Origin of the sequence: Caballeronia sp. GAFFF1, from assembly GCF_023630705.1 — a bacterium.
GTDB lineage: Bacteria > Pseudomonadota > Gammaproteobacteria > Burkholderiales > Burkholderiaceae > Caballeronia.
The window spans coordinates 105,990-129,123 of record NZ_JALQEM010000002.1 but is presented as its reverse complement, the minus strand read 5'-3'; the positions used below and the strand labels follow the sequence as shown (position 1 = coordinate 129,123).

General features: G+C 63.9%; 22 protein-coding genes. 13 read left to right on the top strand and 9 right to left on the bottom strand.

Annotated elements, in window-relative coordinates; translation table 11 throughout:
- Window positions 1-216: 216 nt before the first annotated feature.
- Both NCR37_RS01490 and NCR37_RS01485 read right to left on the bottom strand, forming a co-directional pair.
- The gene (locus tag NCR37_RS01490) at window positions 217-741 is read right to left on the bottom strand and encodes a single-stranded DNA-binding protein (protein ID WP_250471187.1); all 525 of its coding nucleotides are present in this window, start codon (window positions 739-741) and stop codon (window positions 217-219) included.
- A gap of 117 nt (window positions 742-858) precedes the next feature.
- Window positions 859-2,061: an MFS transporter gene (locus NCR37_RS01485; RefSeq protein ID WP_250471186.1), complete on the bottom strand. Its 1,203-nt coding sequence runs from the start codon at window positions 2,059-2,061 to the stop codon at window positions 859-861.
- A gap of 273 nt (window positions 2,062-2,334) precedes the next feature.
- Between NCR37_RS01485 and uvrA the strand changes: the two genes are divergently transcribed.
- Window positions 2,335-5,208 carry an excinuclease ABC subunit UvrA gene (gene uvrA / locus NCR37_RS01480; RefSeq protein ID WP_250471185.1) on the top strand — a complete coding sequence of 958 codons (2,874 nt, stop codon included), beginning with the start codon at window positions 2,335-2,337 and terminating at the stop codon, window positions 5,206-5,208.
- 63 nt (window positions 5,209-5,271) lie between these two features.
- Window positions 5,272-6,360, top strand: coding sequence for an AI-2E family transporter (locus NCR37_RS01475; protein ID WP_250471184.1), 1,089 nt, complete (start codon window positions 5,272-5,274; stop codon window positions 6,358-6,360).
- 77 nt (window positions 6,361-6,437) lie between these two features.
- Here NCR37_RS01475 and purU read toward each other — a convergent pair whose 3' ends face one another.
- The 5 genes from purU to NCR37_RS01450 form a co-directional block, all read right to left on the bottom strand.
- Window positions 6,438-7,307, bottom strand: coding sequence for a formyltetrahydrofolate deformylase (purU, locus tag NCR37_RS01470; RefSeq protein ID WP_250471183.1), 870 nt, complete (start codon window positions 7,305-7,307; stop codon window positions 6,438-6,440).
- A gap of 40 nt (window positions 7,308-7,347) precedes the next feature.
- Window positions 7,348-8,193 carry an NUDIX hydrolase gene (locus NCR37_RS01465; protein ID WP_250471182.1) on the bottom strand — a complete coding sequence of 282 codons (846 nt, stop codon included), beginning with the start codon at window positions 8,191-8,193 and terminating at the stop codon, window positions 7,348-7,350.
- 64 nt (window positions 8,194-8,257) lie between these two features.
- On the bottom strand, window positions 8,258-8,872 hold the full coding sequence (locus NCR37_RS01460) for a LysE family translocator (protein WP_250471181.1): 615 nt from the start codon (window positions 8,870-8,872) through the stop codon (window positions 8,258-8,260).
- The gene (locus NCR37_RS01455) at window positions 8,872-9,447 is read right to left on the bottom strand and encodes an adenine phosphoribosyltransferase (RefSeq protein WP_284506747.1); all 576 of its coding nucleotides are present in this window, start codon (window positions 9,445-9,447) and stop codon (window positions 8,872-8,874) included. The genes NCR37_RS01460 and NCR37_RS01455 overlap by 1 nt, the downstream gene beginning before the upstream one ends.
- A 53-nt stretch (window positions 9,448-9,500) precedes the next feature.
- Complete coding sequence (locus NCR37_RS01450; protein WP_250471180.1) at window positions 9,501-11,495, bottom strand: monovalent cation:proton antiporter family protein; 1,995 nt, start codon at window positions 11,493-11,495, stop codon at window positions 9,501-9,503.
- Between the two features lie 163 nt (window positions 11,496-11,658).
- On the opposite strand from NCR37_RS01450, the gene kdsD reads away from it, so the two are divergent.
- From kdsD to NCR37_RS01395, 11 genes are all read left to right on the top strand, one after another.
- Window positions 11,659-12,642, top strand: coding sequence for an arabinose 5-phosphate isomerase KdsD (gene kdsD, locus NCR37_RS01445; protein ID WP_175939340.1), 984 nt, complete (start codon window positions 11,659-11,661; stop codon window positions 12,640-12,642).
- On the top strand, window positions 12,642-13,178 hold the full coding sequence (locus NCR37_RS01440; RefSeq protein ID WP_250471179.1) for a KdsC family phosphatase: 537 nt from the start codon (window positions 12,642-12,644) through the stop codon (window positions 13,176-13,178). Before kdsD ends, NCR37_RS01440 begins: the two co-directional genes overlap by 1 nt.
- A gap of 4 nt (window positions 13,179-13,182) precedes the next feature.
- Window positions 13,183-13,785: an LPS export ABC transporter periplasmic protein LptC gene (gene lptC, locus NCR37_RS01435; protein WP_175939336.1), complete on the top strand. Its 603-nt coding sequence runs from the start codon at window positions 13,183-13,185 to the stop codon at window positions 13,783-13,785.
- Window positions 13,786-13,814: 29 nt separating this feature from the next.
- Window positions 13,815-14,525 carry a lipopolysaccharide transport periplasmic protein LptA gene (lptA, locus tag NCR37_RS01430; protein WP_250471178.1) on the top strand — a complete coding sequence of 237 codons (711 nt, stop codon included), beginning with the start codon at window positions 13,815-13,817 and terminating at the stop codon, window positions 14,523-14,525.
- A gap of 11 nt (window positions 14,526-14,536) precedes the next feature.
- Entirely contained in the window at window positions 14,537-15,304 is a 768-nt protein-coding gene (lptB, locus tag NCR37_RS01425) for an LPS export ABC transporter ATP-binding protein (protein WP_250471177.1), read from the top strand.
- Window positions 15,305-15,476: 172 nt separating this feature from the next.
- Complete coding sequence (locus tag NCR37_RS01420; protein ID WP_250471176.1) at window positions 15,477-16,994, top strand: RNA polymerase factor sigma-54; 1,518 nt, start codon at window positions 15,477-15,479, stop codon at window positions 16,992-16,994.
- A gap of 182 nt (window positions 16,995-17,176) precedes the next feature.
- Window positions 17,177-17,536, top strand: coding sequence for a ribosome hibernation-promoting factor, HPF/YfiA family (hpf, locus tag NCR37_RS01415; RefSeq protein WP_159835157.1), 360 nt, complete (start codon window positions 17,177-17,179; stop codon window positions 17,534-17,536).
- A gap of 347 nt (window positions 17,537-17,883) precedes the next feature.
- The gene (gene ptsN, locus NCR37_RS01410) at window positions 17,884-18,375 is read left to right on the top strand and encodes a PTS IIA-like nitrogen regulatory protein PtsN (RefSeq protein WP_350029039.1); all 492 of its coding nucleotides are present in this window, start codon (window positions 17,884-17,886) and stop codon (window positions 18,373-18,375) included.
- A 183-nt stretch (window positions 18,376-18,558) separates the two neighbouring features.
- On the top strand, window positions 18,559-19,527 hold the full coding sequence (gene hprK, locus NCR37_RS01405; RefSeq protein ID WP_008351692.1) for an HPr(Ser) kinase/phosphatase: 969 nt from the start codon (window positions 18,559-18,561) through the stop codon (window positions 19,525-19,527).
- A 79-nt stretch (window positions 19,528-19,606) separates the two neighbouring features.
- Window positions 19,607-20,503, top strand: a complete 897-nt coding sequence (rapZ, locus tag NCR37_RS01400) for an RNase adapter RapZ (protein WP_250471175.1) — start codon at window positions 19,607-19,609, stop codon at window positions 20,501-20,503.
- A 34-nt stretch (window positions 20,504-20,537) separates the two neighbouring features.
- A complete protein-coding gene (locus NCR37_RS01395; protein ID WP_250471174.1) occupies window positions 20,538-21,179 on the top strand; it encodes an LON peptidase substrate-binding domain-containing protein in 642 nt (213 codons plus the stop codon).
- Here the strand turns inward: NCR37_RS01395 and mutY are convergent.
- On the bottom strand, window positions 21,176-22,237 hold the full coding sequence (gene mutY, locus NCR37_RS01390) for an A/G-specific adenine glycosylase (protein ID WP_250471173.1): 1,062 nt from the start codon (window positions 22,235-22,237) through the stop codon (window positions 21,176-21,178). The genes NCR37_RS01395 and mutY overlap by 4 nt on opposite strands.
- A gap of 5 nt (window positions 22,238-22,242) precedes the next feature.
- Window positions 22,243-23,073, bottom strand: a complete 831-nt coding sequence (mutM, locus tag NCR37_RS01385; protein WP_250471171.1) for a bifunctional DNA-formamidopyrimidine glycosylase/DNA-(apurinic or apyrimidinic site) lyase — start codon at window positions 23,071-23,073, stop codon at window positions 22,243-22,245.
- Between the last annotated feature and the right edge of the window lie 61 nt (window positions 23,074-23,134).

Below are 23,134 nucleotides of genomic sequence, written 5' to 3'. Positions count from 1 at the left end.
TTTGTGCGCTAAGTCGAAACCATCGGACTAGTCCGATTACGCCTGATTTGAATTCATGCCGAATGACAGCGATTAAACCGGCAGCCTTCCAATCGCCGCCGATAAATAGCGAATGCACGTAGGAACTTGCCAAAATACACTGAGAGAAATAAAAAACGGGCCTCCTGCCAGAAGCAGGAGGCCCGTTTCGTCGATGCGTCGCGTGCCGGAGCGTTATCAGAACGGAATGTCGTCGTCCATGTCGTCGAAGCCGCCGCCGGCGGGCGCGCTCGGACGGCTCGCGCCGCCACCGGGACCGCCCGCGCGTCCGCCGCCCGAGCCCGAAGGCGCCCGGCCTCCACCGCCGCCGGAGCGCTCCATCGGCGCGCTGCGGCTGTAGCCGCCATCGTCGCCGCCGCCCGCGCCGCCGCGTCCGCCCAGCATTTGCATCTGGTCAGCGACGATTTCGGTCGAATAGCGTTCCTGTCCTGATTGATCGGTCCATTTGCGCGTGCGGATGCGGCCCTCGATGTACACCGACGAGCCCTTCTTCAGATATTCGTTGACGATTTCGGCGAGCCGCCCGAAGAACGCGACACGGTGCCACTCGGTGAGCTCTTTCATCTCGCCGGACGCCTTGTCCTTGTAGCGGTCGGTCGTCGCGAGACGAATGTTGGCCACGGCGTCGCCGCTCGGAAGGTAGCGCGTTTCCGGGTCCGCGCCCAGATTGCCTACGAGAATGACCTTGTTGACAGATGCCATGATTTCTCCGGTTGATTCTTTGCCTACTGTCAGACGTGCGGCGCTGTTCGCGCAGGCGTCGCTCCCGTGCGAAGCCGGACAGCACGACTGACTGGATTCAAATGATTAAACGTCTCTTCAAGCCGCGCGCCCGGCTTTGCGCGGCGGCGGCTTCATCCACATTGCAACGACAAGCCACGCGAGCACGAGCGCCGAGCACGAGTAGAACACCGCGCTCGGTCCGTCCAGCTTCAGGAGCCAGCCGCCGACCACTCCGCCCAGGGCAAGGCCGATGGACTGCGTCGTGTTGTAGACGCCCGCTGCCGCGCCCTTTCGCGTGCCCGGCGCGAGCTTGGACACGAGCGACGGCTGCGACGCCTCCAGCACGTTGAAGCCCAGGAAATACACGAACAGAATCGCGGCCACGGACCATAGCGTATGGGGAGCCGCGCCCAATAACAACTGTCCGAACAGGATAAGCCCGATTGCGCCGAGCATGACGGCCTTCATCTTGCCGCGCTTCTCGGCCGCGATGATCGCCGGCACCATCATGACGAAAGCGAGCCCCATGACCGGCAGGTAGATTTTCCAGTGCGACGCCACGGGCAGTCCGCCGGCCTCCAGAATGCGCGGGACGACGAGAAAGAGCGCCGTCTGCGTCGCGTGCAGGACGAGCACGCCGAAATTGAGGCGCAACAGTTCGACGTTATGCAGCACTTCGCTGAAGGGCGCCTTGACGTGCACCGGGCGCGCCGGCGGATCGGGGACGATCCAGAGCACGACGCCGACCGCCACGATGGACAGCGCGCCGATCACCGTGAAAAGCCCGCTCATGCCGATCCAGTGGAAGAGGATCGGCGCGCCGACGATCGCCACCGCGAACGACACGCCGATGCTGCCGCCCACCATCGCCATGGCCTTGGTGCGGTTTTCCTCGTGCGTCAGATCCGCGATGAACGCGATCACCGCCGACGACACCGCGCCCATGCCCTGGATCACGCGTCCGGCGATGATCCACGCCATGGAATGCCCGACGGCCGCCACGAAGCTGCCGATTGCGAAGACCAGCAGCCCGAACGCGATGACCGGCTTGCGACCGAGCTTGTCGGAGATCCAGCCGTAGAAGATATAGAGCATCGACTGCGTGACGCCGTAAGCGCCAAGCGCAATGCCGACGAGCAGCACGTTGTCGCCGCCGGGAATCGTTCTCGCGTAGATGGAGAACACCGGCATGATCATGAAGAGACCGAGCATGCGCAGCGCGAAGATGGCGGCAAGCGACACGGTCGCGCGCAATTCCGGCGCGGAGAGACGTGCGGACGTGGCAGACGGATTGGACATCAGAGACGGGAAATGAATGAGGGTCGCGTCTGGCCCGGCCTGTTGCGACGTCAGGCGCGGCCGCCTTGTTCTTGCTCGAAACGGCACCATATGCAGCGGACGACTCGGCGCGCATGGCCGCTGCTCGCTGCGCCGGCAAGACCGCCGCAAGGCCCGCGGCAAGCGGCCTGGGCCCGTCCGCGGCACGGGGTGCGCGGGCGCCGCGCCCTGCAAAAGTCGTTATAGTAGCAGGTTTGGCCCCCCTCATTCCCCGCTCGTCGCCGGAACAAACTCGTGGAAGAAATTCGTATTCGTGGGGCGCGCACCCACAATCTGAAGAACGTCAGTCTCGACTTGCCGCGTCACAAGCTGATCGTGATTACGGGGTTGTCCGGGTCGGGCAAGTCGTCGCTCGCGTTCGATACGCTTTACGCCGAAGGCCAGCGCCGTTACGTGGAAAGTCTCTCGGCCTACGCGCGGCAATTTCTACAGCTCATGGAAAAGCCGGACGTCGATCTGATCGAAGGTTTGTCGCCGGCCATTTCGATCGAGCAGAAAGCCACGTCGCATAATCCGCGCTCGACGGTCGGCACGGTCACGGAAATTCACGATTATCTGCGTCTTCTATATGCGCGCGTCGGCACGCCATATTGTCCCGACCATCTGATTCCGCTGGAAGCGCAAAGCGTCTCGCAAATGGTGGACGCGGCACTCGCGCTGCCCGAAGAAACCAAGCTGATGATTCTCGCGCCCGTGGTCGCGGACCGCAAAGGCGAGCACGTCGAGTTATTCGAGGAAATGCAGGCGCAGGGCTTCATCCGCTTTCGGATTCGCTCGGGCGGCGGCACGGCGAACGAAGGCGTCGCGAAAATCTATGAAGTCGATTCGCTGCCGAAGCTCAAGAAGAATGACAAGCACACGATCGACGTGGTGATCGACCGGCTGAAAGTGCGCCCCGACATGAAGCAGCGTCTCGCGGAATCGTTCGAGACCGCGCTGCGCCTCGCCGACGGCCGCGCCATCGCGCTCGAAATGGACACGGACCACGAGAAGCTCTTCAGCTCGAAGTTCGCGTGCCCGATCTGCTCCTACTCGCTGCAGGAACTCGAGCCGCGTCTTTTCTCGTTCAACAACCCGATGGGCGCGTGTCCCGAATGCGACGGCCTCGGCCAGATCACGTTTTTCGATCCGAAGCGCGTGGTCGCGCATCCGTCGCTGTCGCTGGCGGCGGGCGCGGTGAAGGGCTGGGACCGGCGCAATCAGTTCTATTTCCAGATGCTGCAAAGCCTCGCCGCGTTCTACGAATTCGATATCGACGCGCCGTTCGAGGAACTGGCGGAGAAGGTGCGCAAGACGCTGCTCTTCGGCTCGGGCAAGCAGGCCATTCCGTTTTCGTACATTAACGAGCGCGGTCGCGCTTCGGTGCGCGAGCATGCATTCGAAGGCATCATCCCGAACCTCGAGCGGCGCTACCGCGAGACGGATTCCACCGCCGTGCGCGAAGAACTGGCGAAATACCAGAACAATCAGCCGTGCCCGGCGTGCGAAGGCACGCGTCTGCGGCGCGAGGCACGCTTCGTCAAGGTCGGTTCGGGCGATCAGGCGCGCGGCATCTACGAAGTGAGCGGCTGGCCGCTGCGCGACACGCTCGGCTACTTTCAGACGCTGCGTCTGGACGGCGCGAAGGGCGAAATCGCCGACAAGGTCATCAAGGAAATCGTCGCGCGGCTGTCGTTCCTGAATAACGTCGGACTGGATTACCTGTCGCTGGAACGCAGCGCGGAGACGCTCTCCGGCGGCGAGGCGCAACGCATCCGGCTCGCGTCGCAGATCGGCTCGGGGCTGACAGGCGTGATGTACGTGCTGGACGAGCCGTCCATCGGCCTGCATCAGCGCGACAACGACCGCCTGATCGACACGCTCAAGCATCTGCGCGATATCGGCAATTCGGTGATCGTCGTCGAGCACGACGAAGACATGATCCGCATGGCCGATTACGTGGTCGACATGGGACCGGGCGCGGGCGAACATGGCGGCGTGATCGTCGCGGAGGGCACGCCGCTTCAGGTGCAGAAAGACCCGAACTCCATCACGGGACAATATTTGTCCGGCAAGCGCACGATCAGCTATCCGGACAAGCGCAACGCGCCGGACGAGCGGCGACTGCGCATCGTCGAGGCGCACGGCAATAACCTCAAGCACGTGACGCTCGATCTTCCGGTCGGCCTGTTGACATGCGTGACAGGCGTCTCGGGTTCGGGCAAGTCGACGCTCATCAACGACACGCTTCAGCACGCGGTCGCCCAGCATTTGTATGGCTCGTCGACGGAGCCTGCGCCGTACGAATCCATCGAAGGTCTGGAGCACTTCGACAAGGTGATCGCCGTCGATCAATCGCCGATCGGCCGCACGCCGCGCTCGAATCCGGCGACTTATACCGGCTTGTTCACGCCTATCCGCGAACTGTTCGCGGGCGTGCCGGCCGCTAAGGAGCGCGGCTACGAAGCGGGCCGCTTCTCGTTCAACGTCAAGGGCGGACGCTGCGAAGCCTGTCAGGGCGACGGCGTGCTGAAGGTGGAGATGCACTTTCTGCCGGACGTTTATGTGCCTTGCGACGTATGCCACGGCAAGCGTTACAACCGCGAGACGCTCGACATCCAGTACAAAGGCAAGAACATCAGCGAAGTGCTCGACCTCACGGTGGAAGCCGCGCACGAGTTCTTCAAGGCGGTGCCGGTCGTCGCGCGCAAGCTGAAGACGCTGCTCGAGGTGGGCCTCGGCTACATCCGCCTCGGCCAGTCGGCGACCACGCTTTCGGGCGGCGAAGCGCAGCGGGTGAAGCTTTCGCTGGAACTGAGCAAGCGCGATACCGGTCGGACGCTATATATCCTTGACGAACCGACGACCGGCCTGCATTTTCACGACATCGCGCTCTTGCTCGAAGTGATCCACCGGTTGCGAGATCAGGGCAACACGGTCGTCATCATCGAGCATAATCTGGACGTGATCAAAACCGCCGACTGGGTGATCGACCTCGGTCCGGAAGGCGGCGCGGGCGGCGGGCAGATCATCGCGCAGGGGACGCCGGAGCAGGTTGCGAAGTCGAAGTCGAGCTTCACGGGCCGCTACCTTGCGCCGCTGCTCCAGCGTCCGAAGTCGGCCGCCTGACAACCGCCGCAGCCCGGCGGCAAGAACAACCGTGGTAGGCAGCAGCAAAAAGGATACGCAGTCATGGCGAAGCGCAACGAAGCGGCCAACGAGGAGCGACGCGTACGGGACTTGCCGGCGCGCCCCGTCAGGCTGACGAGCGACATGAGCCTGCCAAAGCTCCCGGCCGTGGAGATTGGCAGTTACATCGCGGCGTTCCTCGCCATGTTCCTCGTGCTGCATCTCAAGCTGCTGGGCGCGCTGCTGGCCGGCATGCTTGTGTTCCAGCTGGTGCACATGATCGCGCCCGTCATCGAGCGACACGTGATGAGCAAGGGCGCGCGGCTGATCGCGGTCGTGCTGATCTCGGCGATCATCATCGGCGGGCTGACCGGCCTCACCATCGCGACGATCGAGCATTTCGAGCACGACGTCCCGAGCCTCCAGCGGCTGCTGGACCAATTGGTGAGCGTCACGTCGCACGCGCGGCTGCGCGTGCCGGACTGGATCGCCAATTATCTGCCGGTCGACGCCGGCCAGATGAAGGAGCGCGCCGCCGAGCTCATGCGCAAGCACTCGGAGCAATTGCAGGAAGGCGGCCGCGACATGGCGCGCGGCTTCGGGCACATTCTGATCGGCATGATCATCGGCGCGATCGTCGCGGTGGGCGCGCCGAAGCAGACGCATCGGCTGCCGCTTTCGACGGCGCTCGTCACGCGCGTTTCGCGTTTTGCCGACGCCTTCCGCCGCATCGTGTTCGCGCAGATCAAGATTTCGGGGATCAACGCCGCGTTCACCGCGCTCTATCTTCTCGTCGCGCTGCCGCTCTTTCACGAGCGCCTGCCGCTCTCCAAGACGCTCGTGTTGATCACGTTCATCCTCGGCCTCTTGCCCGTCATCGGCAATCTGATCTCGAACACCATCATTGTCGCGATCTCGTTTTCGGTGTCCTTCGGCACGGCGGTCGCGTCGCTCGGGTTCCTGATCGTCATTCACAAGCTCGAATACTTCCTGAACGCGCGGATCATCGGCGGGCAGATCGAGGCGCGCGCGTGGGAACTGCTGCTTGCCATGCTGGCGATGGAAGCCGCGTTCGGCTTGCCGGGCGTCATCGCCGCGCCGATTTTCTACGCGTACATCAAGCGCGAGCTGATCTATCTGCGGCTCGTCTGACCACAGCCGCCCAGAAGCAAAAAGCCCGCTCGATCCGAAGATCAGCGGGCATTCTTGCTCTTGGCGTCTGGCAGCGTCTAGCGGAACACGACCGTCTTGCTTCCGTTCAGCACGATGCGATGCTCCACATGCCATTTCACCGCACGCGCGAGTGTCACGCACTCGACATCGCGGCCGATCGCCGTCAGTTGATCCGGCGTCATGCTGTGGTCCACGCGCTCCACTTCCTGCTCGATGATCGGGCCTTCGTCCAGATCCGTCGTCACATAGTGCGCAGTTGCGCCGATCAGCTTCACGCCGCGGTCGAACGCCTGATAGTACGGCTTCGCGCCCTTGAAGCTCGGCAGGAACGAGTGGTGAATGTTGATCGCGCGGCCCGCGAGCTTGTCGCACATGTCGGGCGACAGAATCTGCATGTAGCGCGCGAGCACGACGAGATCGGTGTCGTGCTGGTCGATGATTTCCATCATGCGCGCTTCCTGCGCGGCCTTCGCCTGCGCGGTGCCGCCGTTGAGCGGCAAGTGATGGAACGGAATGTCGTAGCTCGCGGCGAGCTGATAAAAATCCTTGTGGTTCGAGACGATTGCCGGAATCTCGATTTGCAATTGTCCCGTGCGATAGCGGAACAGCAGGTCGTTCAGGCAATGGCCGATCTTCGACACCATGATGACGACGCGCGGTTTCGCGAGCGCATCGTGCAATTCCCAGCGCATGCCGAACTCATCGGCGAGCGTGGCGAACGACTTGCGCAGCGCGTCGAGACCGGGATCGCCGCCCACTTCCTGAAAATGCACCCGCATGAAGAATTCGCCGGTGCGGCTGTCGCCGAATTGCGCCGAATCCAGGATGTTCGCGCCGAGATCGAACAGAAAACCGGAGACCGCATGCACGATTCCCGGCCGGTCCGGGCACGACAACTTCAGGATGAAACTATGTTCGGTCGACATGAACCGGTTACTCCTTCCTCAATGCGTTGATGCTCGATGTTCAAACGGGCGGCGGCGCGTAAAGCGCCTCGATGCCCTGGCAGGCGTCTTCGTCGATCCAGCGATGGCGCAGCAGGCAGTCGAGCGTGGCGAGGCTCGCATCGACGGTCATCTCGCCTTCTTCGATCCAGCGCGCGACTTCGTCGATGCTCGCCTCGCGATGCTCGGCGACTTCGCCGTCCTGATTGCGCGGCGTGAAGTCCGGCGGCAGCGCGATGTCATACACGAAGATCTGCTCGGCCTGCGTGCCTTCCGGCGCCGACTGCAGAACGTGAAACGTGCCGCCGGGCGTCGCGGTCATGGCCAGTACTTCAGGCATGCCCGCTTCTTCCCAGCATTCTTTGGCGAGCGTCGGCATGAGCCCGTAGCCCCAGCCGATGCCGCCCGCCACCATGTTGTCCAGCATGCCGGGATCGGTCGACTTGGTGTGGCTGCGCCGCGCGATCCAGAGCCGCGGCGCGCTATCCCGATATTTTACGATGCCGTTCACGTGCACCGCGTAAGTGATGGTGCCGAAGAAGCGCGAGGCCGCTCGCTCGATGAACGCGAGCGGCGCGGCGTCGAAGTGATTGCGGATCGCATACGTCTCGTCGCGCCAGCCGGGGATGCTGCCGTCCGCGTGCAGCACAGCGATGACGGCGGCGAGCGCCGCGCTGCGCGCGTCAGTCTCGTCGAGCGACGGATTCAGACGCACGGCGTCGTCGTCGACCACGAACGTTTCTGGCCAGCGCGCGAGCAAGGCGACATCGGTCTTGCGAATCCAGCCGACGCGTTCATCGCCGATAAAGAACGGCGCGTGCGCGGCGGCGTCGAAACGGCGAGCGGCGACGAGGCAAGGCAAAGTCATGAAGGCTCCGGCGAGACCGTGATGAACGAACGACGCGCGCAGGCGCGGTGCGGCAAAAGCGAAGTCAGTCGCGCAGCGCCACGCGAATGCCGAGCGCGATAAATGTCAAGCCCGCAAGCCGGTCGAGCCAGACGCCCACGCGCGGACGGCGCTTGAGCCACGCGCCGATCATTCCTGCTCCGATGCCGAAGAGCGAGAACACGGCGACCGTTTGCAGCATGAACACGCCGCCCAGCTCGAACATTTGCAGCATCACGCTTTGCGTGCCGTGCGGATCGACGAACTGCGGCAGGAACACGATGAAGAACAGCGTCACTTTCGGATTCAGCATGTTGCCGAGCACGCTCTGCCGAAACACGCTCGACAGCGGCTGGCTCGGGCGCGCATGCGCCGTCGCGAGGCCGTGGCTGCGCAGCGCCTTGATGCCGATCCACACGAGATACGCCGCGCCCGCGAGCTTCACCGCCTGAAACGCGAGCGGCGACGAGCGCAAGAGCGCCGCGACGCCTAAGGCGGCGAGCGTCGTATGAAAGATCACGCCGCACGCGAAGCCCAGCGCCGCGACCACGCCCGCGAGCCTGCCTTGCGAAATGCCGCGGGCGAGCACCTGAAGATTGTCGGGCCCCGGCGCGATGGTGATTGCGACCGATGTCGCCAGAAACAAAAGTATGTTCGGCATCAATGGCCTCCGAACTCGCAGACCGTGTAGAGCGGCAAGCCGCCGTCGCGCAGCAGCCTGGAGCCGCCGAGATCGGGCAAGTCGATGATCGCCGCCGCTTCGACGACCTGCGCGCCGAGCCGCTCCAGCAGGATCTTGCCGGCCATCATCGTGCCGCCGGTCGCCACCAGATCGTCGACGATCACGACGCGGTCGCCCGGCTGGCACGCGTCCTCGTGAATTTCGACCGTCGCGCTGCCGTACTCCAGTTCGTATGACTGCGAGAGCGTCTTGTACGGCAGCTTGCCCTTCTTGCGAATGGGCACGAAACCCAGACTCAGCTCGTACGCGAGAATCGGCCCGATGATGAACCCGCGCGCATCCATGCCCGCGATGACGTTCAGGTTCGCGTCGATATAACGCTGCACGAACAGGTCGATGAGCGTGCGCAACGCGCGGCGGTCCTGCAGAACGGGCGTGATGTCGCGAAACTGGACGCCGGCTTGCGGCCAGTCTTCGACCGTGCGCACGCGCTCCTTGATGAACCGCGCCGCATCTGACGATGCAGACGAAGCGCTCGATGAAATGGTGGACATGACTTCTCCGGAAATCCGCGCTGTGAGGCCGCGCTCACCTGATGAAGAGAACGTTAGGCTGCCCGGCGATTGCGCGAAAGCCGTTCCTCGGCCTGCGCGAGCACTTCGGGCAGGCCGCGCAATACGACGATGTCGTTCGCGCGGAGCCTGGTTTCGGGGTCCGGCTGGACGCCCCGGATGCCGTGACGGCGAATAGCGGTCACTTCGACACCGTTGCCGACGAGCCCGAGATCGTCGAGCGAATGCCCGACCGCCTCCGAATGTTCGTCGATCGGTACGGATTGTAGCCGCACCTGCTCGTGGCCATCGTCGTCGTCGAGATCGTCCGCGCCGTGAAAATAGCCGCGCAACAGGCTGTAGCGCGCATCGCGCATTTCCTCTACGCGCCGCACGACGCGGCGCATCGGCACGCCCATCAGGACGAGCGTATGTGACGCGAGCATCAGACTGCCTTCGACGATCTCCGGAATCACTTCCGTCGCGCCGGCGGCGGTCAGCTTTTCGAGATCGGCGTCGTCCACCGTGCGCACGATCACCGGCAGCGTCGGCGCGAGTTCGTGGATGTTGTGCAGCACGCGCATGGCGGACGGCGTGTTCGCGTACGTGATCGCGACCGTCGCCGCGCGATTCAGCCCGGCAGCCACGAGCGATTCGCGCCGCCCGGCATCGCCGAACACGACCGATTCGCCCGCCGCCGCGGCCGCCGCCACGCGATCCGGGTCGAGATCGAGCGCCACATACGAAATGCCTTCCTGCTCCAGCATGCGCGCGAGGTTCTGCCCGGCGCGGCCGTATCCACAAATAATGACGTGGCCGCTTTGCTTGAGGCTTTGCGTCGCGATCTTCGTCATTTGCAGCGATTGCAGCATCCACTCCGTCGAAGAAAGGCGCAGCACGATCCGGTCCGCGTTCTGGATGATGAACGGCGCGGCGAGCATCGAGAGCAGCATCGCAGAAAGGAGCGCCTGGAGAATGGTGGCATCGACCAGATGCGAATCCAGAATGAGGTTCAGGAGCACGAAGCCGAATTCGCCCGCCTGCGCAAGCCCGAGCCCGGTGCGCATGGCGACGCCGGGCGGCGAGCCGAACAGGCGCGCGAGGCCGGTGATCATCACGGCTTTCAATAGAATCGGCACGACGAAGAACGCGAGCACGAGAAACGGGTGCTCCCAGATCACGCGCGGATTGAGCAGCATGCCCGTCGTCACGAAAAAGACGCCGAGCAGCACGTCGCGAAACGGCTTGATGTCTTCTTCCACCTGATGCCGGTACGGCGTTTCCGCGATCAGCATGCCCGCGATGAACGCGCCGAGCGCGAGCGACAGCCCGAACTTGTCCGTAATGAACGCGGCGCCGAGCGTCACCAGCAGCAGGTTCAGCATGAACAGCTCTTGCGAGCGCCGCCGCGCGACCAGATCGAACCAGCGCGTCATGAACTTCTGGCCGACGAACAGCAAAACCGTCAGCGCGACGACGATCTTTACCGCCGCGATGCCGAGCCACATCGCCAGTTGCGACGAATTGCCGTTCGCGAACGCCGCGATGATGATGAGAAGCGGCACGACCGCGAGATCCTGAAACAACAGCACGCCGAAGATATTGCGGCCGTGCTCTGCTTCCAGTTCGAGCCGCTCCGCGAGCAGCTTGCTGACGATGGCTGTGGAAGACATGGAAAGCGCGCCGCCGAGCGCGAAGCTCGCCTGCCACGAGATGCTCGTCCAGAAATGCGCGATCCACCCGACGACGAGCGCGAACACGATCGTCGCGCCGACCTGGCTCGCGCCGAGCCCGAAGACGATGCGCCGCATCGAGCGCAGCTTCGCGAGCGAGAATTCCAGACCGATGGAGAACATCAGGAACACGACGCCGAATTCGGCGAGGTGCTGCGCGCGCTCGGTATCCGGTGCGATACCGGCCGCGTGCGGACCGACGATGATGCCGACCGCCAGATATCCGAGCATCGGCGGCAGATTAAAAAAACGAAATACGACGACGCCCGCCACCGAACACAGCAGCAACAACAGCGTCATTTCGAGCGGAGAAGTCATCCGTCCAGCGTCCTCGTTCGTCAGCGTGCCGATACGTGTCCGGCGCGGCGTTTTCGGTGTCGTGGGAAGCCCCTGATGCCAGGGCTCGCGGGGGCGGATCAAGCGGCGGCGCGCCGCGCACCGTAAGGCGCGGCGAAGAAACGCCTTTGCTATACTTCCGCGAATGATAGCGAAAATCAATGGCGACCGGGCACTGGCGCTGGCTCGCAGCGTAATCCAGATCGAAGCGGACGCGGTTCGCGGTCTCTCGGACCTTCTCGACGACAACTTCACGAACGCAGTCGAAGCCCTGCTCGGCTGTCGCGGCCGCGTGGTCGTGTCGGGTATCGGCAAGTCGGGACACGTCGCGCGCAAGTTCGCCGCCACGCTCGCCTCCACCGGCACGCCGGCGTTTTTCGTGCATCCCGCTGAAGCCAGTCACGGCGATCTCGGCATGGTCACTGCCGACGACATTTTTATCGCGCTGTCGAACTCCGGCGAGACCGAAGAACTCGTCGCCATTCTCCCGCTCATCAAGCGCCTCGGCGCGAAACTCATCGCCATTACCGGCCGTCCGGAGTCGAGCCTCGCGCAACTCGCGGACATGCACCTGAACGCACGCGTCGAAAAAGAAGCCTGCCCGATGAACCTCGCGCCGACCGCCAGCACGACCGCCGCGTTGGCGCTCGGCGACGCGCTCGCCGTCGCGGTCCTCGACGCACGCGGCTTCGGTCCCGACGATTTCGCCCGCTCGCATCCCGGCGGCGCGCTCGGCCGGCGTTTGTTGACTTACGTGCGCGACGTGATGCGCGTGGGCGACGAGGTTCCCGTCGTGCCGCTCGACGCGACCGTTTCAGACGCCCTCTTCCAGATCACCGCCAAGCGCATGGGCATGACGGCGGTCATCAACGGCAATCGTCACGTCGAAGGGATCTTTACGGACGGCGACCTGCGCCGCATTCTTCAGCGCGACGGCGACTTTCGCTCGCTCAAGCTCGCGGACGTGATGACGCGCAATCCGCGCACCATCGGTCCGGACCATCTCGCGGTCGAAGCCGTGGAACTGATGGAGCGACATCGCATCAATCAGATGCTGGTCGTCGACGCCGATGCGACGCTGATCGGCGCACTGAACATGCACGACCTCTTCTCCAAGAAGGTAATCTGATGGCGCAGAAGCCTTTCCCCGCCGAGCGCGCGAGCCGCATCAAGCTGATGGTGTTCGACGTCGACGGCGTTTTCACCGACGGCAGCCTGTACTTCAGCGCCGAAGGCGACACCATGAAGTCGTTTAATTCGCTCGACGGCCAGGGCGTGAAGCTGCTCGAACGTATCGGCGTGCAGACGGCGATCATCACCGGACGGCAGTCGCGAATCGTCGCGGCGCGGGCGAAAGAACTGGGCATCACGCATCTATATCAGGGCGTTGCGGACAAGACGGTGGCGCTCGCGCAATTGCTCGACGCGACGGGCATCTCCGCCGCCGAATGCGGCTACATGGGCGACGACTGGCCCGATCTCGCCGTGATGCGCCGCTGCGGATTCGCCGCCGCGCCGGCCAACGCGCATGCGGAAGTGAAAGAGCGCGTGCATTGGGTAACCGAAGCACGCGGCGGACACGGCGCCGTGCGCGAAGTGTGCGATGCGATCCTGCGCGCGCAGAATGGCTATGACGCGCTGCTCGCGGCGGCGCTCGGAGACTGACGCCATGCCGCCCACCCGACGCCTCGCCTCGCTGTTGCCGCTTCTGGCCATGGCGGCGCTCGCGGGCATCACGTACTGGCTGTTGCAGGCTACGCTGCCTTCCGCGCCGCAAGCGCCCGAGCAACCCAAGCGCCACACGCCCGACTACTTCGCCGATAACTTCTCCGTCTCCGAACTGGATTCCACCGGCACGACGCAATACCGGCTGACGGCCAAATCCATGGTCCATTACGAGGACGACGAGAACAGCGACCTGACGCTGCCCGCGGTGCGCATGTTCCAGCCGCAAAAGCCGATCGTGACGGCCACGGCGCAGCGCGGCACGGTGAATGGCGACGTGTCCATCGTCGATCTTTACGACAACGCCCGCATCCTGCGCGCAGCCGGTTACGGCGATCCGCAGATGCAGGCGGATTCGCAGCATTTTCGCGTGCTGGTGAACGACGATGTCATCGAAACGGAAAAGCCGGTTAAACTTCAGCGCGGTCCGTCGGTGATGACCGCCAACGGCATGAACTACAACAACGTCACCCGGGAAATGAAGCTCTTCGGTAACGTGCGCGGCGCGATCGCGGCCACGGATATCAATGGCGGCTCCTCCAAGTGAACCCGGGATTCCATCCTGATCTTGACTGCATGAACCACAGCTTCCCTCGTCCCGATGGCGGCCCCGCGGGCGCAACGTTCGCGCATCGCACCACCGCGCGCGCGAGGCGTGTGATGCGGGCCGCGCTGGCCGCAGCCGCCGCCGCGTTGGTCGCGCTGCCGCTCGCGGGCTTCGCGCCCGCCGCGCACGCCGAAAAAGCCGACCGCGACAAGCCGCTCAACATCGAAGCGGACAACATGTCCTACGACGACCTGAACCAGAAGAACGTCTTCACCGGTCACGTCGTCGCGACCAAGGGCACCATCGTCATCAAGGCGGATCGCGTGGATGTCACGCAAGATCCGCAGGGCTATCAGTACGCGACCGGCACGTCCACCGGCAGCAACCTCTCGTATTTCCGCCAGAAGCGCGACGGCGTCGACGAATACATCGAAGGCAATGCCGTGCGCATCGACTATGACGGCAAGAGCGACTTCACCAAGCTCACGACGCGCGCCGTGGTGCGCCGCCTGCAAGGTCTGACCACGGTGCAGGACGAAGTGCGCGGCAGCGTCATCACGTACGACGGGCAGAAGGACTTCTACACGGCCAGCGCCGGCAAGGACGTGGCGGGCCCCGGCAACCCGAGCGGCCGCGTTCGCGCGATGCTCGCGCCCCGCTCCGGCGGCGCGGCGCCGCTCAACGGCTCGCCCGCGACCCTCGCGCCGTCGAACACCATCCAAGGGACGCCGCAGCAGTGAGTTCGCCCGCCATGTCCCCCAGCAAGCCGGACGGCAAGACGAGTTCGCTCGTCGTCCGCAATCTGAAGAAGCGGTACGGTTCGCGCACCGTCGTGAAGGACGTCTCGCTCGACGTGAAGAGCGGCGAAGTCGTCGGTCTGCTCGGCCCGAACGGCGCGGGCAAGACCACGTCGTTCTACATGATCGTCGGCCTCGTGCCGCTCGACGCCGGCGAGATCGATCTCGACGGCAAGTCGATCAGCCTGCTGCCGATCCACCAGCGGGCGCATCTCGGGCTGTCGTATCTTCCGCAGGAAGCGTCCGTGTTCCGCAAGCTGACCGTCGAGCAGAACATTCGCGCCGTGCTGGAACTGCAAACGGACGAATCGGGCAAGCGGCTGTCGAAGGACGGCATCACGCAGCGCGCCGAGGCCCTGCTGGACGAACTGCAGATTGCGCACTTGCGTGAAAATCCGGCGCTGTCGCTCTCGGGCGGCGAGCGGCGGCGCGTGGAAATCGCTCGGGCGCTCGCGACGAATCCCAGCTTCATTCTGCTCGACGAACCCTTCGCGGGCGTCGATCCGATCGCCGTGCTCGAAATCCAGAAGATCGTGAAGTTCCTGAAGCAGCGCAACATCGGCGTGCTGATCACGGACCACAACGTGCGCGAGACGCTCGGCATTTGCGATCACGCTTACATCATCAGCGACGGCAGCGTGCTCGCGGCCGGCGCGCCGAGCGAGATCATCGAGAATGAGAACGTGCGACGCGTGTATCTCGGCGAGCATTTCCGCATGTAGCGGCTACGCGAGGCGCACGGCGCATGCGTTGATTTACCGCGCTTCGTCGGGCGAGAACAGCAAAACTTACGTGCCGCCCTCGAGGCGGCACGCGCTTTTTTACGCTAATTTTGGATTGGCCGCGAGGTTTCGCGCGCGTGGCAAACTCTCTACAATGAAATAAAACCTTGCCATGAAAGCCAGCCTCCAACTTCGCCTATCGCAGCATCTTGCGCTCACCCCGCAACTACAGCAGTCCATCCGGCTGCTGCAGTTGTCGACGCTCGAACTGCAGCAGGAAGTGGCGATGGCCGTCGCGCAAAACCCGCTGCTGGAAAACGACGACGACTGGATCGCGAGCCCGCTTCGCGTGGCCGCGGACGGCTCGCTGATTGCCACGGCCGGCGCGAGCAGTGCCGCGCCGGAGCCGATGATGAGCAACGGCTCCACATCCAGCTCGTCGAGTTCCGAACGATCGGAAAGCAGCGAGCCGCAGGGCGTCGACGAGTACAACGGCATGGCGTCCGACGGCGGCACCGATTCCAGCAACTGGAATCTCGAAGACTACGGCCGCTCGAACAACGCCTCCGACGACGACGACCTGCCGCCGCTGCAAATCCACGAATCGACGACGACGCTGCGCGACCATCTCACCGCGCAACTGCGCATGACGCAGGCAAATCAGCGCGACCGCGCGCTTATCACGTTCCTGATCGAATCGCTGGACGAGGACGGGTATCTCACGTCGTCGCTGGAAGAAATTCAGGCCGATTTACCGGACGAACTCGAAGTTGATGTCGACGAACTCAGCGCGGCATTGGCCTTGCTCCAGAGCTTCGACCCGCCGGGTGTCGGCGGCCGGTCGGCGTCGGAGTGTCTGAAGCTGCAATTGCTGCGGCTCGGTCCGTCGGCCACGCGCACGCTTGCACTCGAAATCGTCACGAACCATCTGGAACTGCTCGCCGCGCGCGACTTCACGCGCTTGCGCAAGCAGCTGAAGGCAAGCGACGACGCGCTGCGGGACGCGCATGTGCTGATCCGGTCGCTGGAGCCGTTTCCCGGCGCCGCGTACGGCAAGAGCGAAGCGGACTACGTGGTGCCGGACATTCTGGTGCGCAAATCCGCGAGCGGATGGACTGCGGAACTGAACCCGGAAATCGTGCCGCGGCTGCGGATCAACCATCTGTACGCGAACATTCTGCGCAACAACCGTGGCGATCCGGGCAGTGGTTCATTGCGTCAACAGCTTCAGGAAGCACGCTGGCTGATCAAGAATATCCAGCAGCGTTTCGAGACGATTCTGCGCGTCGCGCAGGCGATCGTCGAGCGTCAGAAGAACTTTTTTGCGCATGGTGAAATCGCCATGCGGCCCTTGGTTTTGCGGGAGATTGCTGATACGCTGGGTTTACACGAATCGACGGTTTCTCGTGTGACTACCGGGAAGTACATGCTCACCCCATTCGGGACGCTTGAATTCAAGTACTTCTTTGGATCGCACGTTTCCACCGACACGGGCGGCGCCGCATCGTCCACGGCGATCCGGGCCCTCATCAAGCAACTGATAGGAGCGGAAGACCCCAAAACTCCTCTTTCAGACAGCCGCATCGCCGAACTGCTGGCGGAACAAGGCTTCGTGGTTGCGCGGCGCACCGTCGCCAAATACCGCGAGGCGCTGAAAATCCCCGCAGTCAATCTGCGCAAGTCTCTTTGACCCGTCTCTGTGGTTCACCGCATACCGCGGTGGACTTTTACCGGCCGCATCGCGAAAGCGCGGACGAGCCGGCCAAGCGGCCCGTTCCTTGCGCGTACAAACATCGTGCACGGCGGGACGCGTAGCCGACCGGTATCGGACGAGCCGCCGTGGTTCAACGGCCCTTAGCTTGGAGAGCAACTATGAATCTGAAGATCAGTGGACACCACCTCGAATTGACGCCTGCGTTGCGCGAGTTTGTGATCACGAAGCTGGACAGAGTGCTCCGTCATTTTGATCAGGTGATGGATGGCAACGTTGTCCTCTCGGTCGACACTCATAGGGACAAGGACAAGCGCAACAAGGCGGAAATCAATCTGCACCTGAAGGGCAAGGACATTTTCATCGAGAGTTGTGACGCTGATATGTACGCGGCCATCGACCTGATGGTCGACAAACTGGATCGCCAGGTCATTCGCCACAAGGACAAGATCCAGGGTCACGCGCACGAAGCCGCGAAGTACCGCGAAGAAGCGCACGGACTGGAAGCACCCTCGCCCTGAGCGGCGCGCGCGATACGACGCAGCCCGCCGGCCATCGGCGGGCGCGATTCGAGGCATTCCTCGAATCGAAAAGCGCCACAGAAACGCCCGCTTCCGACAAACGCCGCCCATTGGCGGCGTTTTTGTTGCATAGTGCATGTCGGCGTGGCACAAAGCATTGATTTTTCGGGCTTTGTACTGCACATTCGATTGCGGCTACTGCAATGGCGCGCCGCACCATCGTGCTTCCCCTGTTCTATAATGAACCGGTTATGATCGGGGTCCGCAGTACAGGAACGCCGCAGGGAACGCCGCAAGCGCATCTTCCGTATTACCATCGCCGTGAGCGCTTTCAGACAGCAGCCACGATGAGGAGCTATCAGGCCACGCATCAGCCTGCCAACATGAATCGTTTAGCCAAATTTCTTCCCATCGAGAACGTGGTTCTCGGACTGTCCGTCACCAGCAAGAAGCGTGTATTCGAGCAAGCGGGCCTGATTTTCGAGAACCAGAACGGCATCGCCCGCAGCATCGTCACCGACAACCTTTTCGCCCGCGAGCGCCTGGGTTCGACCGGGCTCGGCGAAGGCGTCGCCATTCCGCACGGCCGCATCAAGGGGCTGAAGCAACCGCTCGCCGCCTTCGTGCGCCTGGCCGAGCCTGTCGCGTTCGAATCGCCCGACGGCCAGCCGGTGTCGCTCCTCATCTTCCTGCTCGTGCCCGAACAGGCCACGCAGCAGCACCTCGAAATTCTCTCGGAGATCGCCCAGCTGCTCTCCGACAGCGAAGCGCGCGAGCGTCTGCACAAGGAAGAGAACCGTGAGGCGCTGTATCAGGTGCTCACGCAATGGCAACCATAAACGCTGCATAGACGCGGGCCACCGCTTTCGACAAAGCGCCGCGCCGCTCGCGCGCTTTTGACGCGTCTCGCATGCGCGGTGCTTCTGCGGCACAATCGGTCACACGCAGCGCCATGCGGCGAATCGAAGCACAGGCTTCGTCACGCGAAGGCTGCTCCCGGCTTCCAACGGAGTTCCGGCCTCATGGATACGTCCAGCATCAACGCCCAAAGTATTTTCGACGACAACGCCGCCGCTCTGAAGCTCAGCTGGCTCACCGGGCACGAAGGCTGGGAACGCGGGTTTTCGAGTGAAACGGTGGCGAACGCAACGTCGAGCGCCGACCTCGTCGGCCACCTGAACCTCATTCACCCGAACCGCATTCAGGTGCTGGGCGACGCCGAGATCAACTATTACCAGCGCCAATCCGATGAAGACCGCTCGCGCCACATGGCCGAGCTGATTGCGCTGGAGCCGCCGTTTCTGGTCGTGGCGGGCGAAGTGGGCGCGCCGCCCGAACTCGTGCTTCGCTGCACGCGCTCGTCGACGCCGCTTTTCACCACGCGCATGTCGGCGGCGGCCGTCATCGACAGTCTGCGCGCGTATATGTCGCGCATTCTCGCGCCGCGCGCCACGCTGCACGGCGTGTTCATCGACATTCTCGGCATGGGCGTGCTGCTGACGGGCGATTCCGGCCTCGGCAAAAGCGAACTCGGCCTCGAACTCATCAGCCGCGGCCACGGACTCGTCGCCGACGACGCCGTCGATTTCGTGCGTCTCGGGCCCGATTTCGTCGAAGGGCGCTGCCCGCCGCTCCTGCAAAACCTGCTGGAAGTACGCGGCCTCGGCCTGCTCGATATCAAGACCATCTTCGGCGAGACCGCCGTGCGCCGGAAGATGAAGCTCAAGCTGATCGTGCAACTCGTGCGCCGCCCGGACGGCGAGTTTCAGCGCCTGCCGCTCGAAAGCCAGACCGTCGATGTGCTCGGCCTGCCCATCAGCAAAGTGACGATTCAGGTCGCCGCAGGCCGCAACCTTGCTGTGCTGGTGGAAGCGGCAGTGCGCAACACGATTCTGCAACTGCGCGGCATCGACACATTGCGCGATTTCATGGACCGTCAGCGGCTTGCCATGCAGGACCCGGACAGCCAGTTTCCCGGCAAACTCATCTGAAGCACGCGTATCTTCACGGAATCCGCGCGAAGTCCGTACGATACGCTGGTGCTAAGATGAAGCGAACGAGCACACTTCCATGCGTATCATCCTGATTACCGGCATTTCCGGCTCCGGCAAGTCCGTCGCGCTCAATGCGCTCGAAGACGGCGGTTATTACTGCGTCGACAACCTGCCTCCGCGCTTTCTGCCCGAACTCGCCGCGTATCTCGCGAGCGAGGGGCAGCAGCGTCTCGCCGTCGCGATCGACGCCCGTTCGAGCCTGTCGCTCGACGAAGTCCCGTCCATCATCGACAACTTGACGAGCGCCTACGACCTGCGCGTGCTGTTCCTCAACGCCAGCACGCAGGCGCTCATTCAACGCTTTTCCGAGACGCGCCGCCGTCATCCGCTGTCCGGTCCGCCTGGGCACGACGCGAGCGTGGGCGTGCTGAACTCGCTTGGCGAAGCCATCGAGCGGGAGCGTGAACTCGTCGCGGGACTCGCTGAGTACGGGCACCAGATCGACACGAGCAACCTGCGCGCGAACGTGCTGCGCGCGTGGGTCCGGCGCTTCGTCGAAACGGACGCCGCCGATCTCACGCTGATGTTCGAATCGTTCGGATTCAAGCGCGGCGTGCCGCTCGACGCCGATCTCGTCTTCGACGTGCGCACGCTGCCGAACCCGTACTACGACCGCGAGTTGCGCCCGTTTACCGGCTGCGATCAGCCGATCATCGACTATCTCTCGGCCCAGCCGATGGTCGGCGAGATGATCGACGATATCGGCGGCTTCGTCGGCAAGTGGCTCCCGCGTTTTCGCGACGACAATCGGAGTTATCTCACTGTCGCGATCGGCTGCACGGGCGGGCAGCATCGCTCGGTGTATATCGCGGAGGCGCTCGCCGCGCGCTTTCGCGACGCTGCAACCGTGATCGTGCGGCATCGTGACGCGCCCATTTCCGTGGATGAGAGCGCGAGCACCACGCGAACCTGATCGCCGCGCCGGCGGTCCACCCTGGAGGGGTGCGATGTCCTCGAATCCCGCGAATCCCGTTCTGTTCGACGTGCCGCTGTTTCCGCTGCACACCGTGCTGTTCCCCGGCGGGCTTCTGCCGCTCAAGATTTTCGAAGCACGCTATCTCGACATGGCGCGCGGCTGCCTGCGCGAAAAGACGCCGTTCGGCGTGTGTCTGCTGAAGAGCGGGCACGAGATCGCGTCGCCGGGCGATCCGTCGGTGCCCGAGAACGTGGGCTGTCTCGCGGAAATCATCGAGTGCGATGTCGATACCTTCGGCCTGCTGCTCGTGCAGGCGCGCGGCACGGAGCGTTTCCGGCTGCTTTCGCATCGCGTGGAAGCGAGCAATCTGCTCGTCGGCACCGCCGAGCTATATGGCGACGACCGGCCGCTGCAAGGCGCGGAGACGCTCGCCAAGTTCGGCGCGTGCGCGGAAGTGCTCGAAAGGATCATCGGGGCCATCAAGACGCGCGAGCCGGAGAACCTGCCGTTCATCGAGCCGTTTCTGCTGGACGATCCCACGTGGGTCTCCAACCGCCTCTCCGAAATCCTGCCGATTCCCATGCGCTCCCGCCAGAAGCTGATGGAACTGCTCGACGCCGGCGCGCGTATCGACGTCGTGCATCACTACATGCAGCACCATCAACTGCTTTAGAGCAGCGTGCCGGTCAGCGCGTCGAGCAGCTTGCGCACCGGCGCGGGCAGGCCGAACGAGTCGATGCGCGAGAGCGGCGCCCATACGGTGCGCGCATCCGCTGCCTCGGGCGGCGCGCCGCGCATTTCGCCGAGACGCGGCTCGATGTCTAGCTTGAAGTGCGTGAAGGTGTGCGAGAAAGGCGCGAGGCGCTGCAAGTCCGCATCGCAGCCGTTGTCGTGCGCGACGGCCGCGAGCGCCGCCTCGTCGGCCGCTTCGGGCAGACTCCACAGGCCGCCCCAGATGCCCGTCGGCGGGCGCTTCTCCAGCAGGATCGAATCGCCGTCCTTCAGCACCAGCATCCACGTCTTGCGCGTCGGCACCGTCTTTTTCGGGCGCGCCGCCGGCAGTTCGCGCTGCCGCCCTTCGACATTCGCGACGCAATCCGCGGCGAACGGACACCGCGCGCAGTCCGGCCTGCCGCGCACGCAGAGCGTCGCGCCGAGGTCCATCAGGCCTTGCGTGTAGGCGGTAACTTCGTTCTTGTCTGCGGCGTCGGGCAAGAGCGATTCAGCCAGCGTCCACATCGCGTTTTCAACGCGCTTCTCGCCCGGAAAGCCTTCCACGCCGAAGACGCGGGCAAGCACGCGCTTCACGTTGCCATCGAGAATTGTCGCTCGCGCGCCGAACGCGAACGACGCGATCGCCGCCGCCGTCGAGCGCCCGATGCCCGGCAATTCCGCGAGTTCATCGACAGTTCGGGGAAACTCGCCGCCATGTTCGTGCGCGACGACCTGCGCGCAGCGATGCAGATTGCGCGCGCGCGAGTAGTAGCCGAGACCGGCCCACAGCGCCATCACGTCGTCGATAGGCGCATCCGCGAGCGCGGTCACGGTCGGGAAGCGTTCGAGAAAGCGCGCGTAGTACGGAATGACGGTCGTTACCTGCGTCTGCTGCAGCATGATCTCCGAGAGCCAGATGCGATAGGCGTCGCGCGTGTTTTGCCACGGCAGATCGTGACGACCATGAATGCGTTGCCACGCGATCAGGCGCGCGGAGAAATCGGTGAGTGCGAGCATCGGAATTAGCGTTGGCAGCGCGGACAAAAGTAAGTCGAACGCTGTCCCTGGACGATTTGGCGGATCGGCGTGCCGCAGACGTGGCACGGCAGACCCGCGCGATCATAGACGAAGTAGTCGAGCTGGAAGTAGCCCGATTCGCCATTGCTGCCGACGAAATCGCGCAGCGTGCTGCCGCCTTTGTCGATCGCCGCGGCGAGCGTCACGCGCACTGCATCCGCGAGCAGGTCGTAGCGCACGAGCGAAATGCGGCCAGCGGCGGTCGTCGGCCGGATGCCCGCGCGAAATAGGCTCTCCGACGCATAGATATTGCCCACGCCGACGACGATGCCGCCCGCAAGCAGCGCCTGCTTCACCGAGACCTTGCGCCCGCGCGTCTCGCGAAACAGCAGCGCGCCCGAGAACTCCGGCGAGAACGGCTCGACGCCCAGACTTGCGAGCAGCGGATGCGCGAGAACGTCGCCGTCTTTGCGCGGATGCCAGAGAATCGCGCCGAAGCGGCGCGGATCGCGAAACCGCAGGATGAATTCGTCGAAGACCAGATCGACGTGATCGTGCTTCGCGGCGTCCGGCGGCCGCGGCACGTTGCGCAGCACGCGCAGCGTGCCGGTCATGCCGAGATGAACGATGAGCCATCCTTCGGCCGTCTCGAACAGGAGATACTTGCCGCGCCGCTCGACCTTCTCGATTTTCAGATGCCCGAGCGTCTTCGCGAGATGCTTCGGGATGGGCCAGCGCAGCGCCGGCGTGCGAACGTCGACATGCTCGACGCGCCTTCCCGCCACGTAGGGTTCGATTCCCCGGCGGGTGACTTCGACTTCCGGAAGTTCGGGCATTTTCTGGAGAGAGACTTGCTTCAGCGGTTGTGCCGGTATTTTAGCCACCGCGTTACAATCG

Excerpts from the sequence above, each read along its gene's own strand:
- NCR37_RS01490 (WP_250471187.1), bottom strand. The coding sequence starts at position 741 with ATGGCATCTGTCAACAAGGTCATTCTCGTAGGCAATCTGGGCGCGGAC.
- NCR37_RS01485 (WP_250471186.1), bottom strand. The coding sequence starts at position 2,061 with ATGTCCAATCCGTCTGCCACGTCCGCACGTCTCTCCGCGCCGGAATTG.
- NCR37_RS01475 (WP_250471184.1), top strand. The coding sequence starts at position 5,272 with ATGGCGAAGCGCAACGAAGCGGCCAACGAGGAGCGACGCGTACGGGAC.
- purU (WP_250471183.1), bottom strand. The coding sequence starts at position 7,307 with ATGTCGACCGAACATAGTTTCATCCTGAAGTTGTCGTGCCCGGACCGG.
- NCR37_RS01465 (WP_250471182.1), bottom strand. The coding sequence starts at position 8,193 with ATGACTTTGCCTTGCCTCGTCGCCGCTCGCCGTTTCGACGCCGCCGCG.
- NCR37_RS01460 (WP_250471181.1), bottom strand. The coding sequence starts at position 8,872 with ATGCCGAACATACTTTTGTTTCTGGCGACATCGGTCGCAATCACCATC.
- NCR37_RS01455 (WP_284506747.1), bottom strand. The coding sequence starts at position 9,447 with ATGTCCACCATTTCATCGAGCGCTTCGTCTGCATCGTCAGATGCGGCG.
- NCR37_RS01450 (WP_250471180.1), bottom strand. The coding sequence starts at position 11,495 with ATGACTTCTCCGCTCGAAATGACGCTGTTGTTGCTGCTGTGTTCGGTG.
- kdsD (WP_175939340.1), top strand. The coding sequence starts at position 11,659 with ATGATAGCGAAAATCAATGGCGACCGGGCACTGGCGCTGGCTCGCAGC.
- NCR37_RS01440 (WP_250471179.1), top strand. The coding sequence starts at position 12,642 with ATGGCGCAGAAGCCTTTCCCCGCCGAGCGCGCGAGCCGCATCAAGCTG.
- lptC (WP_175939336.1), top strand. The coding sequence starts at position 13,183 with ATGCCGCCCACCCGACGCCTCGCCTCGCTGTTGCCGCTTCTGGCCATG.
- lptA (WP_250471178.1), top strand. The coding sequence starts at position 13,815 with ATGAACCACAGCTTCCCTCGTCCCGATGGCGGCCCCGCGGGCGCAACG.
- lptB (WP_250471177.1), top strand. The coding sequence starts at position 14,537 with ATGTCCCCCAGCAAGCCGGACGGCAAGACGAGTTCGCTCGTCGTCCGC.
- NCR37_RS01420 (WP_250471176.1), top strand. The coding sequence starts at position 15,477 with ATGAAAGCCAGCCTCCAACTTCGCCTATCGCAGCATCTTGCGCTCACC.
- hpf (WP_159835157.1), top strand. The coding sequence starts at position 17,177 with ATGAATCTGAAGATCAGTGGACACCACCTCGAATTGACGCCTGCGTTG.
- ptsN (WP_350029039.1), top strand. The coding sequence starts at position 17,884 with ATGAGGAGCTATCAGGCCACGCATCAGCCTGCCAACATGAATCGTTTA.
- hprK (WP_008351692.1), top strand. The coding sequence starts at position 18,559 with ATGGATACGTCCAGCATCAACGCCCAAAGTATTTTCGACGACAACGCC.
- rapZ (WP_250471175.1), top strand. The coding sequence starts at position 19,607 with ATGCGTATCATCCTGATTACCGGCATTTCCGGCTCCGGCAAGTCCGTC.
- NCR37_RS01395 (WP_250471174.1), top strand. The coding sequence starts at position 20,538 with ATGTCCTCGAATCCCGCGAATCCCGTTCTGTTCGACGTGCCGCTGTTT.
- mutY (WP_250471173.1), bottom strand. The coding sequence starts at position 22,237 with ATGCTCGCACTCACCGATTTCTCCGCGCGCCTGATCGCGTGGCAACGC.
- mutM (WP_250471171.1), bottom strand. The coding sequence starts at position 23,073 with ATGCCCGAACTTCCGGAAGTCGAAGTCACCCGCCGGGGAATCGAACCC.